The following is a 14,066-nucleotide window of genomic DNA, read 5'->3' as shown; positions in this document are numbered from 1 at the left end:
TCTCGTCAAAAGTCTACAGACTCCTCTGGAATGCGCCTCTCAACCTGTTCAGGTTGAAGATGAGGCCGATTCAGGTTGGCCCTTGAGACGCGACAGCAGCGCCCAATCCAGCAGCCAGACGACGATCAGCGAGACCCCGACCAGGGGAAACAGGATCGCCAGGGCGAACATGATCACCAGGGCGGTTTTCCAGCGTGGCAGGTCGTGGCGCAGCGGCGGTACACCGAGGCCACCTTGCGGACGACGCTTCCACCACATCACCACGCCGCTGACGGCACTGAGCAGGATCATCAGGCACACCAGCAGCATGACCAGCTGGTTGATCGTTCCGAACAGCTTGCCTTCATGGAGCATCACGCCCATTTCCGTGGCCCGGGCGACATTGCCGTAGTGCTGCCAGCGCACATCGGCCAGGACCCTGCCGTTGTACTGGTCGACATGCAGGGTGGCGTCGTTGCGCGGGTCGTCGGCGAACACGGCGATGGTGAACACGCCTTCGGCGGTGGTCGGCAGGGTGATGCTGTAGCCGGGTTCGACCTGGCGCGTGGCGGCGATGTCCACCACCTGTTGCAGGCTGATGCCCGGTGCTGCCGGGCCGCTTGAGGTGGCGCCGTGGTTCATGTGTTCGGCATGGTCGCCGGACATCGGCATCGGCGTGTTTTCCAGGGCCCAGGGCACGGTCTGGCGGGTCGCGTCGTTGAGGCTGCGGGCCTCGAGGTCGGACTTGGGCATGTTGTTCCACATGGCATCGGGAAATCTGTTCCAGACCTCGGCGTACTGCTTGCCCCAGACCCCGGTCCAGGTCATGCCGCTGAGCAGCATGAACAGCAGCAGCCCGGCGCCCCAGAACCCAGTGACGGCGTGCAGGTCGCGCCAGACGATGCGTCCGCGCTGGCTCAGGCGTGGCCAGAGCACGCCGGCACTGGAACGGCCCCGTGGCCACCAGAGATAGAGGCCGGACACCACCAGCATCACGCCCCAGCCGGCGGCCAGTTCCACGAGGCGATCGCCGAGGGTGCCGATCATCAGTTCGCCGTGCAGGGCGCGGGCGACGGCTTGCAGATTGAGCTTGGCATCCTGCTCGCCGAGTATGTTGCCGCGATAGGGGTCGAGGAACACGTTGAGCTCGCGACCGTCGCGAATCAGCACGAACTGAGCGCTGCGTTCGGCGTTGATCGGCGGCAGGTACTGTTTGATCCGCACCTGTGGATAAGCCATCTCGATGCGGCGCATCTGATCGTCGGCGTTGAGGCGGTGATGACCGGCCTGGACCGTTATCAGGTCGCTGTACAACAGCGGGTCGAGTTGCGGTTTGAACAGGTAGATGATCCCGGTCAGGGCCAGCAGGACCATGAACGGCGCAACGAACAGCCCGGCATAGAAATGCCAGCGCCAGGCCAGGTTGTAGAAGGAGATTTTAGGTTGGCTCATCAGGAGCGCTCCGCAAGGTATCAGTCATTGGATATACGGTGACAGTGCGGCGAGCGGGCTTGTCGGGACGCCGCTCGCCACAGTTACGGTTAGAAACTCATATCCACCTTGGTCCAGAACGTGCGCCCCGGTTCGTTGATGGCTTGCGGGTCATTGGCCGGGTAGCCGAACCCGGCGTTGCCCGCCAGGTTCAGGTGCTCGGCGTATGCCTTGTTGAACAGGTTGTCGACGCCGCTGCTGAGCTTCACGTGGCTGTTGATCCGATAGGCGCCGTTGAGGGAGAACACGCCGAAGCCGGCACTTTTGGAAAAGTCCTTGCCGACCACATTGCCCTCGTTCAGATCGATGCGGTTCTGTCGCGCAACCACTCGCCACAGACCTCCGGCACTCCAGTTGTCGCGGCTATAGGTGAGGCCCAGGCGGGTGTCCAGGGGCGGCATCTGCGGCAGTGCCTTGCCGTCGCTGGTGTTCTTGCCCCAGGCATAGGCCAGGCTGGCATCGGCTTTCCAGTTGGCCGTCAGCCGATAGGCCGCGCCGAGCTCGCCGCCCATGATCCGCGCGTCGATATTGCGCGCCTGGGAGGTCGTGCCCATCATTCCCGGCTGGTAGTTGAACAGGATGAAGTCACGCACCTGGCCGACATAGCCCGAGGCCCAGGCCTCCAGGTCCTCGGTCTTGTACTGCAGGCCGACATCCAGCTGGGTGGTCTTCTCCGGCTTGATGGCATCGAAGGCGTTGAGCGAACCACTCGGGCCCTGGTCGGGGGAGAACAGTTCCCAGTAGTCCGGGAAACGTTCGGCGTGACCGAGGCCGGCGTACAGCGTGGTCGGGCTGTCGGCCAGGTCATGCTCGTAGCGCATGAAGCCACTGGGCAGACTGTCTGCACGGGTCTGGCCGGCGGTCGGATTGGGCTGGGCGCTCATCCCGGAACCGATGCGCTGGCGAAAGTCCTTGGCCGAGGCGCGGTCCAGCCGCGCGCCGCTGATCAGGCGGTCACGCTCGGCGGCGTACCAGGTCAGTTCGCCGAAGACGCCGTAGTTGTGGAACTCGGCATCCCGGTTGCGTGGCAGGCTCTCGTAAGTGTCGATGCCCATGCTGCTGCGCTGGCGGTGTTCGTCGGTCTGCCCATCGAGGCCGCCGATCAGTTGCCAGTCGGCCCAGCGCCAGGTGGCCTTGAGTCGCGCGCCGAGGGTGCGGCGGTCGACATTGGAGGCCATGGGGCCGGCCATCATCCCGGTGCCGGAGGGCTGGCGCAGGCTGTAGTTGTCCATCACATGGTCGGCGTAGTTGTAGTAGACCTGGGCCTCGAGCTTGTCGAGCACTTCGCCGAGGTTCGACCTTTCAAAACGCAGGCCGAGGCTTTCGCGCTTGAACTGCGAACCGTCCATGCCGCGCCCGGCGTAGCGGGCTTCACCGTCGCCCTTGCCGGCGGTCAGTTCCAGCAGGGTGTCGGCATCCGGCGTCCAGCCCAGGGCGACGTCGCCGTTCCACTTGTCGTAGCGCGAGGGCACGCGGTCGCCATTGCCGTCCTTGTAGTCGCCGGCGCGCGCCTGGTTGCCGATCGCCCGGACATAGCCCGACGGGCCGCCAGCGGCGGCATCGACGACTTTGTCGAAACGCCCGTTGGAGCCGGCCAGCACGCTGGCATTGACCCGCGTGCCGAGTTCGCCGAAGTGCTCCGGCTCACGGTCGAAGAGGATGGTCCCGGCCGAGGCGCCGGGGCCCCAGAGTACGGTTTGCGGCCCTTTGATCACCGTCAGCTTGTCGTAGGTTTCCGGGGAAATGTAGGAGGTCGGCGCGTCCATCCGGCCCGGGCAGGCGCCGAGCATCTGGCCGCCATTGGTGAGGATGTTCAGCCGCGAGCCGAACATGCCGCGCAGCACCGGGTCGCCGTTGGTGCCGCCATTGCGTACCAGGGCAAAGCCGGGGATGGTCTTGAGGTAGTCGCCGCCGTCACTGGCGGGGACCGGCTGGCGCGGGTCCTTGGGGTCGGTGATCACCGTCAACGGCGAGCTGGGGGCGATGGCGGTAATGACTGTCGGGGCGATTTCCCGGGCGGATTCCTCTGGCGTGTCGGCGGCGAAGACGGCAGGGGCGAGCAGGGCGCCGCACATCAGCGCGGTGCCCTGGCGCAGGCGGGCGCGGGCCTCGTTCAGGGCGAACGGGGAGGACGCCCGGGCAGCGCGCAGGCGAGTGTTTGCAGTGGACATAAGCGTTCCATCATTCAAGCGAATACAACACGGCAGCCGCTTTGGAACTGCGGGTTACAGTCCAGGCGGGCCGGGTGAGAGGGTAGTGGGTCGCTGCTTAATGGAGCGCGGGCGGGGCGCGGGTGCGGGCACCGGGAAAGGTGGTTTGCCGGGCATGGCCCAGGCGGGTCTGGGTGGCGACGGCGGTCGTCGGCCTGGGGCCGTCAAGGGCGGCGAAACTCGGGTTCTGCGGCAGGGCCGGGCAACTGAACAGCAGGGTGCAATAGCCGCATTTTTCCCATAGCGCATGGTGCTCGGCGCTGGGGGCGTGGTGCTCGTCGGCGCTGGGCGCCATGGCCTCGCCTGCCTGCCCGGGCATCTCCATCGACATGTCCATGCCCATCGACATGGGCATGCGGTGATCCATCGGCATCGCCTGGGAAATCAGCGGTCCGATAAAGATCATCAGCATGGCGAACAGGCTCAGCCAACTGCCGCGTACTTGGGCGCGGGAGGGGGGTGACCTGAGGCGTGCGGCGTGCATGGCGTTCACGGGCGTCGTCGATTATTGAACGGGCGCGTGATCCATGTGGCTCATCTCATTGGTCCCGGCAGGCGGCTGTTTCTGTACCGATACCTCGACGGTCACGTCGCCGGCTTTTTCAAAGTGCAACGTCAGCGCAAAGTGCTTGCCATCCTGCAAGAGGCTGCGGTCTTTGAGGTCCAGCAACATCACATGAAAGGCCATGGGGGCGAACTTCACTTCACCGCCGGCGGGTACCTCGACACTGGCGACTTGCTGCATTTTCATCAGGTCGAGCTGCATCACATGTTCATGCAGTTCGGCCTTGCCGGCGATGGGACTGTCGACGCCGGTCAGGCGGTCGGCCGTGCTGCCCGGGTTGTGGATCACGAAATAGGCCGCCACCGTCGGGGCGTTGGGCGGCAGTTCCTGGGACCAGGGATGGGTGATGCTCAGGTCACCGGCCTTGAATTCATGGGCATGGGCAAAACAGGCGGGCAGCAGCAGGGCGGCCAGCAACAGGGCATTCTTGAACATGGTGGTTCTCCATAACGATTCATGACGCACACAGACTGTGGGTGTGAATCAGGCTAGCGGAGAAGCCCTGGGATTGAGCGAAGGCCACTGCTGGCGCGGGGTGGGGATGTCGATCTGGGTGACGGGGCGTGCCGGGCGGGTTTCGTCCTGGGCCACCGGCAACTGTGGAACATGGCCGGGTAACGCCAGCAACGAGGCGAAGCCCGCACAGCACCAGCAGTGCTGCATATTGGAATGCTCGTCGTTCTGCGGGGTTTGCTGTTCCAGCTTGCCGAGGTCGATGGCCACCAGGCGGGTGCCACTGGCCGAGCAGAAACTGCCCCACAACAGTTGCTCCGCGATCGAGTCTTGCGAGGCTTGCGCCATGGCTCCGGACATCGGCATGGCGAGCAGATTGAACAGCACTGCAAAGCAGGCGATCCAGGCAATGGCTAGCCGTTGTCGGGGCATGGAAAGGATTTCCGTGAGTGTTTTCAAACAGATGGGTTATTTAGCCTGAACGTCCTTCATAAGTAAAAGCGTGAGCTGCGGTGAAAGGTCGCAAGCTTGTGTAGGCTTTGTCGGTGATCCTGGTGCACAAGCGTAGCAGGATGCCGTCACAGGGTCGGAACGGCATGGACCTCAATCTTCACGCCCAGGGTGGCGCGAATCACACTGAAGATAGCGGCCAGGTTGTCCATGCTCGGATTACCCTTGGCCGAAAGCATGCGGTGCAGGCTTTTGCTCGGCTTGTCGGTTTCCTTGGCCAGGCCCTCGAAGCCGACGGTGGCGTTGACCAGATCACGCAAAATCACCCGTGCAATCTCTGGCTCGCCATTGAGAAACAGGGTGGCGGCTTCATCCAGCAGAGCCTGGGCGAATGCCGGGTCACGCTGTGCCCGCTCGGCGATGGTCTGTTTGAAGCTGCGAGTAAGGGTCATGAGATTTTTCGACATTGATCATTGCGCTTTGAAGGTAACCTTTAGGTTACTTTTGTGGCAGATACTTTGCCAACGCAGCAAGTGTTTCAGTGAGCGTCTGGAACTCCCGGTCTACCGGCGGCAATGCCGGGCGCTGGAGAATCAGCACCGGTATCCCGAGTTCCCGGGCCACCTGCAACTTGGGTTCGGTTGCACTGCTGCCGCTGTTCTTGCTGATCAGCACGTCGATGGCGCGGCGCTTGAACAAGGCGCGCTCGTCTTCCAGCAGGAACGGGCCGCGTGCGCCGATCACTTCGCAGCGGGCATTGCCGGGATACTCGTCGAGGGCACGCAGGGTCCAGAATTGCCCGGAGGGAATTTCTTCCAGATGTTGCAGCGGCTCGCGGCCGAGGGTGAACAGCGGGCGCTGGAAGGGCTTGAGGGCTTCGACCAGTGCGGCCCAGTCGGCCACTTCGCGCCAGTCGTCGCCAGGTTCCGCAACCCAGGCCGGACGCCGTAGCGCCCAGCAGGGAATACCGCTCAAGCGCGCGGCCGTGGCGGCGTTGCTGCTGATTTGCGCGGCGTAGGGATGGGTGGCATCCAGTAGCAGGTCGATGCCTTCTTCCTGAATAAATTGCGCCAGGCCCTCGGCACCGCCATAACCGCCGACCCGGACCTGGCACTGCAAGTCCGTCGGTACCCGCCCGACTCCCGCCAGGCTGTAGATATGCTCGGGGCCCAAGGTCCGGGCAATCGCCAGAGCCTCGGTGACGCCGCCAAGCAGCAACAGGCGTTTCATAACTGCACTCCGGCATGACCAACGACACCGCCCTGGCGGTCGATGGCGAAGACTTCCACTTGCACTTGCCTGGGGACCACGCTGCGGGCGAAGTCGCGGGCGCGCCGGCAGACCGCGTCACCCAGGGCGATGCCCGCCGCGCTGGCCATGGCCAGTGCCTGCTGGCTGGTATTGGCCTGGACAATCGCGTCCTGCAAGGCCTGGTCGGCGCCGACCTCGGCCGCCCATTCGGCCAGTTGCGGCAGGTCGATGCTTGAGTGCCGGCTGTGCAGGTCCATATGCCCGGCCGCCAGCTTGCTGATCTTGCCGAAGCCACCGCACAGGCTCAGTTTGTCCACCGGGACCTTGCGCAGATGCTTGAGCACGGCGCCGACGAAGTCGCCCATTTCGATCAGGGCGATTTCCGGCAGGTTGTAGACGCGGCGCATGGTGTCTTCGCTGGCGTTGCCGGTGCAGGCGGCGATATGCAGGTAACCGTTGGTCTTGGCGACATCGATGCCCTGGTGGATCGAGGCGATATAGGCCGCGCAGGAAAACGGCCGGACGATACCGCTGGTGCCGAGGATCGACAGCCCGCCGAGAATCCCCAGGCGCGGGTTCATGGTTTTCAGCGCCAGGGCCTCGCCGTCGCGGACATTGACGGTGACCGAGAAGCCGCCGGTGTAGTCCAGTTCAGCGGCCAGTTGTAGCAGGTGGTCAGTGATCATTCGGCGCGGCACCGGATTGATCGCCGGTTCGCCGACGGCCAGGACCAGGCCGGGGCGGGTGACGGTGCCGACGCCTTTTCCGGCATGAAAACGTACGCCGGGTTCGGCGATCAGCCGCACTTGCGAGTAGAGCAGGGCGCCATGGGTGACATCCGGGTCGTCGCCGGCATCCTTGATAGTGCCGGCCTCGGCGCCGTCGTCATGGCGGCGACAGAACTCCAGGCGCATATCCACACGCTTGCCCTTGGGCAGGGTGATTTGCACCGCATCGCAGCTGATGCCGCTGAGCAGCAGGCGTGCCGCCGCCAGGGCGGTGGCGGTGGCGCAGCTGCCGGTGGTCAGGCCGCTGCGCAGAGGGGCGGGCTGTTCGGCGGTTTCATCGCGCATGACGATTGCTCTTTGTAGGAGCGAGCTTGCTCGCGATGGTAGTCCAGGCACCGCTGGGTATCAGCCTCCCCGCGTTATCGTTGACGCCCATCGCGAGCAAGCTCGCTCCTACAGTGCCTGAGGGGGTCAAGGCTTGACCACCTCGAGCAAGGTGATCGGCAAGGCCTGGCGCCAGGTGTCGAAATCCCCCAGCGGTTGGGCCTGGGCGATGTGAATGCGGGTCAGTTCACCGCCATGGACCTGGCGCCAGTTCATCAGCAGCATTTCACTTTGCAGGGTCACGGCATTCGCCACCAGCCGGCCTCCCGGCTTGAGCTGCGCCCAGCAACTGTCCAGCACACCGGGACGGGTAACGCCGCCACCGATAAAGATCGCATCCGGCGGCTCCAGTCCTTCCAGGGCCTCGGGCGCACTGCCGCGAATCAATTGCAGGCCCGGCACACCGAGGCTGTCCCGGTTACGCTCGATCAAGTGTTGGCGCCCGGCATCGGCCTCGATGGCAATGGCCCGGCAACTGGGGTGCGCGCGCATCCATTCGATGCCGATGGAGCCGCTGCCCGCGCCGACATCCCACAACAGTTCACCGGGCACCGGGGCAAGGCGGGCCAGGGTGATGGCGCGGACATCGCGTTTGGTCAGTTGTCCATCATGCTCGAAGGCGCTGTCCGGCAGCCCGCCGATACGCGACAGACGTGGCGTGCCTGGAGCGGCCAGGCATTCGATGGCCACCAGGTTCAGGTCAGCCACCGGTGGGTCGCTCCAGTCATCGGCCAGTCCGTCGATCCGCCGTTCCGCCGGGCCACCGAGGTGTTCCAGCACGCTGATCCGGCTCGGACCGAAACCCCGTTCGCGCAACAGCGCGGCAATCGCGGCGGGACTCAGGCCGTCATTGCTCAGCACCAGCAGACGCACACCGCTGTGCAGATGGGCATTGAGAGCCGCCAGCGGACGGGCGACCACCGAGAGCGTCACCACATCCTGCAAGGCCCAACCCAGTCGGGCAGCAGCCAGTGAACAGGAGGACGGCGCGGACAACACCTGCATTTCCTCGGCGGCCACTCGCCGCGCCAGACTGGCACCGACGCCGAACAGCATCGGGTCGCCACTGGCCAGCACGCAGGTCGGCTCACCGCGCAGGGCCAGCACGGGCTCCAGGGAAAACGGGCTCGGCCAGTCCAGACGCTCGGCGCGGACGGAGTCCGGCAGCAGGTCAAGCTGCCGTTGGCCGCCGAATACCCGCGAAGCTGCCGACAGAGCTGCCTGGGCCTGCTGACCCAGGCCACTGAAGCCGTCTTCACCGATTCCCACGATTGTCAGCCAAGGCACCATCTAAAATCCTCAAAACACAGCGGTTCCGACGGGCAGGCTTTTCATGCCATCGGACAAAGCAGGCATAATACCGTGCCTTCGAGGGCGAAATGCTCTTCGATAACAGCCTATACCTTTCCTTTACTGCCGGTTGCCCCTTGAACCAACGCCCGCCCGCCACTGCTATTCGCCCCTCGGCCTGTCCGGGGTTGTTGCGCATCGTCCCGGCGCTGGACGGCGGTATCTGCCGGATCAAGCTGGCCGGCGGGGTGATCGGCAGCGCCCAGGCCCAGGCCGTGGCCCGGGCGGCCGCACGTTATGCCGGTGGCGTGATCGAGGCCACCAACCGGGCCAACCTGCAGATTCGCGGTATCGGCGAGCAACAGGCAGCGTTGATCGACGAATTGTTGGCCGCAGGCCTCGGACCGACCACGCCCGCGGGCGATGATGTACGCAACCTGATGCTCAGTCCGGGCGCGGGTATCGACCGTCAGTTATTGATCGATACCCGGCCCCTGGCCGAGCAGATCCTGGCGAGCTTGCAGACTCATCCACGCTTTCATGAGCTGTCGGCCAAGTTCGCGCTGCAACTGGATGGCGGCGAAGCCCTGGCGATGCTGGAGCATTCCCATGACCTGTGGCTGTCGGCGTTGCTGCTGGACGATCAGCCATACCTGGCATTCGGCCTGGCCGGCTGTCCGGCCGATGACCTGCCCCTGGCCGCCGTGCCCCTGGCCGAAGGGCATTCGCTGGTGGTGGCGGTGCTGGAGCTGTTCCTCGATCTGGCCCGTCCCGAACAGACACGCATGCGCCATCTGCTGGCTGAAGTCGTGCCCGCTGAGTTTCTTGCTCGGTTGACCCTGCGCCTTGGCTACGAACCGGCGGCAGTCCCGTCCTGGCACCGACCAGCCTCTCCCGGTCTGCTGCATATCGGCACTTATCCACAGCGCCAGCCGGGGCGTGTGTACGTGGGGGCTGCGACGCCCCTGGGCCGACTCGACGCTGCGATGCTCGACGGCGTGGCCCGACTGACCGATGAGTTCGGCGATGGCAGCCTGCGCCTGACGCCCTGGCAGAGCCTGTTGCTGCCCAATATCCGTGCCGAAGATGCGCTCGCCGTTACCACCCGGCTGCAACACCTCGGCCTGTTATGCGACGCCGCCGACGCCCTGGCGCAACTGATCGCCTGCACCGGCTCGGCCGGTTGCGGCAAGGGCCTGGCCGACACCAAGGCCGACGCCCGCCGCCTGGCGCTGCACCTGCAAGACCAGCCCCAGGGCGTGCACCTTTCCGGCTGCACGCGATCCTGCGCGGCGGCCCATGTCGCGCCCGCCACTTTGCTGGCGGTTGCGCCCGGTCATTACGACCTTTATTTCCGCGATGTCGCGCATCCGGGCTTCGGCCGGCTGCACGCCCGCCACCTTACTATTGATGCGGCGGGCGCCCTGCTGGCAGCCCGCTCACGGAGCAACACCGATGATTGATTACATCCGCGACGGTCAGGAGATCTATCGCAACTCCTTCGCGATCATTCGCGCGGAAGCCAACCTGGCACGGATTCCCGCGGATCTGGAAAAGCTCGCCGTGCGGGTGATCCACGCCTGCGGCATGGTCGATGCCATCGACGGCCTGCAGTTTTCCCCAGGTGCCGGCAAGGCCGGGCGCGAGGCCCTGGCGGCCGGCGCGGCGATTCTCTGCGATGCGCGGATGGTCAGCGAGGGCGTGACCCGTGCGCGCCTGCCGGCCAACAACCCGGTGATCTGCACCCTGCGTGACGAGCGCGTGCCCGAGTTGGCCCAGGAGCTGGGCAATACCCGTTCGGCGGCGGCACTGGAGTTGTGGCGGCCCCATCTGGAAGGCAGCGTGGTGGTGATCGGCAATGCACCGACGGCGCTGTTCTACCTGTTGGAAATGCTCGATGCCGGCGCGCCGAAACCGGCGTTGATCCTCGGTTTCCCGGTGGGTTTTGTCGGTGCCGCCGAATCCAAGGCGATGCTCGCGGCCGACAGCCGCGGCGTCCCGTTCGTGATCATGCAGGGGCGGCTCGGTGGCAGCGCCATGGCCGCCGCCGCCGTGAATGCCCTCGCTACGGAGATTGAATGATGCAGCAGCCTGGACGTCTGATCGGCCTCGGCGTGGGCCCCGGTGACCCGGAACTGATTACGGTCAAGGCCCTGCGCCTGCTGCGCGAGTCGCCGGTGGTGGCGTACTTCGTCGCCAAGGGCAAGAAAGGCAACGCGTTCGGTATTATCGAGGCGCACTTGCAGGAGGCCCAGGGCCTGCTGCCGCTGGTCTACCCGGTGACTACCGAGGCACTGCCCGCGCCCCTGTCCTATGAGCAGGTGATCAGCGACTTCTACGACGGAGCCAGCCTGGAAGTGGCCGCGCACTTGGATGCCGGTCGCGATGTGGCGGTGATCTGCGAAGGCGATCCGTTCTTCTACGGCTCCTACATGTACTTGCACGATCGCCTGGCCGAGCGTTATGAGACCGAAGTGATTCCCGGCGTGTGCTCGATGCTCGGCGGCGCCTCGGTGCTCGGCGTGCCGCTGGTGTACCGCAACCAGAGCCTGTCGGTATTGTCCGGTGTGCTGCCCCACGACGAACTCAAGCGCCGCCTGGCCGACGCCGATGCGGCGGTGATCATGAAACTGGGGCGCAACTTCCCCAAGGTTCGCCAGGTGCTGGAAGAGTTGGGCCTGGCCGACCGGGCGCTCTATGTGGAGCGCGCGACCATGGCCAACCAGAAAATCGTCCCGCTCGATAAGGTCGAGCCGATGTCCTCGCCGTACTTCTCGCTGATCATCGTGCCCGGCGAACGGTGGCAGGGATGAGCCGCGCGCAACCGGCCATTGTCATCCTCGGCAATGGCAGCCTGGCGACGGCCCGACGACTGCAACAGATTTATCCGGATGCGCTGGTCTACGGACTGGCGGAGCGGGTCGACGGTGCGGATCGGCTGTATCAGGAGTTTGGCGCGACCCTGCGCCAGCTCTATCAGCAGGACACCCCGATCATTGCCCTGTGCGCCGCCGGTATCGTGATCCGCACGCTGGCCCCGGTGCTCTTGGAGAAAGGTGCCGAACCGCCGGTGCTGGCCGTGGCCGAGGACGGCAGCGCCGTGGTGCCGCTGCTGGGCGGACTGGGCGGGGTGAATGTCATGGCCCGGGAAATGGCCGCCGGCCTCGGTGTCGCGGCGGCCATCACCACCAGCGGCGAGCTGCGTTTCGGCACCTGCCTGCTGAACCCGCCGAGCGGTTATGCCCTGGGCGACCTGGAACTGGGCAAGCGTTTTGTCTCGGACCTGCTGGCCGGTGAAAGCGTGCGCATCGAAGGTGCGGCGCCGTGGCTTGCGCAGGCGCATTTGCCGGAAGATCGACAGGCGCGCTTGTCGATTCATGTCGGCAGCGCCGAGCGTGCGCCGGCGGCCAATGAGTTGCTGATTTATCCGCGTAGCGTGCTGGTGGCAGTTGCGGCCCGTGTGCCGGAACTGGCCAGAGCAGTGCGCGATGCCTTGCACGGCGCAAACATCGCCCGGCAGTCGCTGGCCTGCCTGTTGGCGGCGGACAGCGAGATGGCCAATCCCGCGTTGCGAGAAGCGGCTGTCGAGTTGGGCGTGCCGTTGCGGTTTGTCGCCTCGACCGGTTCTGTCGCTGAAATGGCGCAACAGGCGATACCGCAGTTGCTGCCGCCGATCTCTGTCGGTGAGGGCTTGGCGATCGCGGTCGCCAGTCAGCCACTGGAGCCTGAGCGCATCGGTCGTCCTCGCGGGCGGCTGGCGGTGATCGGCCTCGGTCCCGGTGCCGCCGAACTGATGGTGCCGGCGGTGAAGGCCGAACTGGCCAAGGCCAACGACGTGCTGGGTTATGAAACCTACGTGCGCATGGCCGGTCCGTTCCGTGCGGATCAGGTGTTGCATTGCACCGATAACCGCGAAGAGATGCAGCGTGCCCGACACGCCTTTGAACTGGCGGCCGAGGGGCGTTCGGTGGTGGTGGTGTCATCCGGTGATCCAGGCGTGTTCGCCATGGCGGCGGCGGTGCTCGAAGCCCTGCATGAGTCCACTGACCCGCGCTGGCACAGCGTCGATCTGGAAATCCTGCCGGGGGTTTCCGCCTCGCTGGCGACGGCGGCCCAGGCCGGTGCGCCGCTGGGGCATGATTTCTGTGTAATGTCGCTCTCGGACAACCTCAAGCCCTGGAGCATCATCGAGAAGCGCCTCGACCTGGCGGCCCGGGCCGATCTGGCCCTGGCCTTCTACAACCCTATCTCGCGCTCGCGGCCCTGGCAGTTGGGCCGGGCCCTGGAGATAGTCGCCGGACACCGCACGGCACAGACGCCGGTGGTACTGGGACGGGATATCGGTCGGCCGGGACAGACCTTGCGGGTGACCACCCTGGGTGAGTTGACGCCGGACCAGGTGGACATGCGCACCATGGTCATCATCGGTTCGTCCACCACCTGTGTCTTTCCCCGTACCGAGGGTGGCGAATGGGTCTACACCCCGCGCTGGTACGGTGAAAAGCCACGGTCTTGAGGGGCTTCGGGCTCAACAAGGACGGCGTCTATAATTCTCTATAATCGTCTATAAAAGACTATAAAGGCACCAGATACCCACGCACCCCGGTAAAGATGATCTGCGCCGCCAGGGCGCAGACGAACAGCCCCATCAGGCGGCTGACGATCTGCAGGCCCTGGTCGCCGAGGATGCGTTCGATCCGGTGGGACAGGTACAGCACCACGCCGACGGTCAGGCTCGCCAGCGCAATGCTGACGATGGCCGAGAGCTTGTCGTCCCAGTGCGGCTGGCTGACCCCCATGACCAGCAGGGCACCGATGGTGCCGGGGCCGACGGTCAGGGGGATGGTCAGCGGGACGATAGTCACGTCCTGCTGCAGGTTATCGGTCTGCACCGCCGATTTACCCTGGGCCATGCCCAGCGCCGAAATAAACAGCACGCTGCCCGCGCCGATGCGGAAGGCATCCACGGTGATGCCGAACACGCTGAAGATCACCCTTCCGAACAGATACAACAGCACACTGGACACCAGCGTCGCCAACGCGACCTTCCAGGCCAGGCGTCGCCGCTCCCTGCTGGAGTAACCACGGGTCAGGCTGATAAAGCAGGACAGAACGAAGAACGGGCTGTAGAGCACCAGCATCTTCAGGTAAACGCTGAATAACACGTGGAGCATGGTGTGGGCTCGCAACGGAGGAGGGCGACGGCAGTCTATCAGGGGTTGCGTACGCTGTCGGCTTTGTCCGGGAACGGGCCGGGCGGATTCT

The 14,066-nt window shown here is 65.2% G+C and carries 14 protein-coding genes; 4 read left to right on the top strand and 10 right to left on the bottom strand.

Going from position 1 to position 14,066, the window contains the following annotated elements:
• Window positions 1-48 precede the first annotated feature (48 nt).
• The 9 genes from M5C56_RS28700 to cbiE form a co-directional block, all read right to left on the bottom strand.
• Entirely contained in the window at window positions 49-1,431 is a 1,383-nt protein-coding gene (locus M5C56_RS28700; RefSeq protein WP_103495219.1) for a PepSY domain-containing protein, read from the bottom strand.
• A gap of 89 nt (window positions 1,432-1,520) precedes the next feature.
• Window positions 1,521-3,641, bottom strand: a complete 2,121-nt coding sequence (locus tag M5C56_RS28695; RefSeq protein WP_103495218.1) for a TonB-dependent copper receptor — start codon at window positions 3,639-3,641, stop codon at window positions 1,521-1,523.
• Between the two features lie 97 nt (window positions 3,642-3,738).
• Window positions 3,739-4,164 (bottom strand): DUF2946 domain-containing protein, encoded by a 426-nt coding sequence (locus M5C56_RS28690; protein ID WP_103495249.1) that lies wholly within the window; start codon window positions 4,162-4,164, stop codon window positions 3,739-3,741.
• Between the two features lie 21 nt (window positions 4,165-4,185).
• Window positions 4,186-4,680, bottom strand: coding sequence for a copper chaperone PCu(A)C (locus M5C56_RS28685; protein WP_103495217.1), 495 nt, complete (start codon window positions 4,678-4,680; stop codon window positions 4,186-4,188).
• Window positions 4,681-4,728: 48 nt separating this feature from the next.
• Window positions 4,729-5,130, bottom strand: a complete 402-nt coding sequence (locus tag M5C56_RS28680) for a DUF2946 domain-containing protein (protein WP_103495216.1) — start codon at window positions 5,128-5,130, stop codon at window positions 4,729-4,731.
• A 146-nt stretch (window positions 5,131-5,276) separates the two neighbouring features.
• Entirely contained in the window at window positions 5,277-5,600 is a 324-nt protein-coding gene (locus M5C56_RS28675; RefSeq protein ID WP_103495215.1) for a transcriptional regulator, read from the bottom strand.
• Window positions 5,601-5,646: 46 nt separating this feature from the next.
• Window positions 5,647-6,378, bottom strand: coding sequence for a cobalt-precorrin-6A reductase (locus tag M5C56_RS28670; RefSeq protein WP_103495214.1), 732 nt, complete (start codon window positions 6,376-6,378; stop codon window positions 5,647-5,649).
• Window positions 6,375-7,472 (bottom strand): cobalt-precorrin-5B (C(1))-methyltransferase, encoded by a 1,098-nt coding sequence (locus tag M5C56_RS28665; protein ID WP_103495213.1) that lies wholly within the window; start codon window positions 7,470-7,472, stop codon window positions 6,375-6,377. The genes M5C56_RS28670 and M5C56_RS28665 overlap by 4 nt, the downstream gene beginning before the upstream one ends.
• Before the next feature lie 126 nt (window positions 7,473-7,598).
• Window positions 7,599-8,801, bottom strand: a complete 1,203-nt coding sequence (gene cbiE / locus M5C56_RS28660; protein ID WP_103497802.1) for a precorrin-6y C5,15-methyltransferase (decarboxylating) subunit CbiE — start codon at window positions 8,799-8,801, stop codon at window positions 7,599-7,601.
• Window positions 8,802-8,938: 137 nt separating this feature from the next.
• Here cbiE and cobG point away from each other — a divergent pair, with 137 nt between their 5' ends.
• Genes cobG through cobJ form a run of 4 tightly spaced genes read left to right on the top strand, consistent with a single transcriptional unit; the run spans window position 8,939 to window position 13,317 of the window.
• Window positions 8,939-10,264, top strand: coding sequence for a precorrin-3B synthase (gene cobG, locus M5C56_RS28655; RefSeq protein ID WP_247263411.1), 1,326 nt, complete (start codon window positions 8,939-8,941; stop codon window positions 10,262-10,264).
• Complete coding sequence (locus M5C56_RS28650) at window positions 10,257-10,883, top strand: precorrin-8X methylmutase (protein WP_100944274.1); 627 nt, start codon at window positions 10,257-10,259, stop codon at window positions 10,881-10,883. The genes cobG and M5C56_RS28650 overlap by 8 nt, the downstream gene beginning before the upstream one ends.
• The gene (locus M5C56_RS28645) at window positions 10,883-11,614 is read left to right on the top strand and encodes a precorrin-2 C(20)-methyltransferase (RefSeq protein ID WP_103497799.1); all 732 of its coding nucleotides are present in this window, start codon (window positions 10,883-10,885) and stop codon (window positions 11,612-11,614) included. The genes M5C56_RS28650 and M5C56_RS28645 overlap by 1 nt, the downstream gene beginning before the upstream one ends.
• Window positions 11,611-13,317 carry a precorrin-3B C(17)-methyltransferase gene (cobJ, locus tag M5C56_RS28640; protein ID WP_103497797.1) on the top strand — a complete coding sequence of 569 codons (1,707 nt, stop codon included), beginning with the start codon at window positions 11,611-11,613 and terminating at the stop codon, window positions 13,315-13,317. Before M5C56_RS28645 ends, cobJ begins: the two co-directional genes overlap by 4 nt.
• Before the next feature lie 58 nt (window positions 13,318-13,375).
• Here the strand turns inward: cobJ and M5C56_RS28635 are convergent, their stop codons facing one another.
• On the bottom strand, window positions 13,376-13,975 hold the full coding sequence (locus M5C56_RS28635; protein WP_103497796.1) for a MarC family protein: 600 nt from the start codon (window positions 13,973-13,975) through the stop codon (window positions 13,376-13,378).
• Between the last annotated feature and the right edge of the window lie 91 nt (window positions 13,976-14,066).

It is taken from the genome of Pseudomonas sp. MWU13-2862, from assembly GCF_023242495.1.
Classification (GTDB): domain Bacteria; phylum Pseudomonadota; class Gammaproteobacteria; order Pseudomonadales; family Pseudomonadaceae; genus Aquipseudomonas; species Aquipseudomonas gingeri_D.
This window is presented reverse-complemented; position numbering and strand designations above follow the sequence as displayed.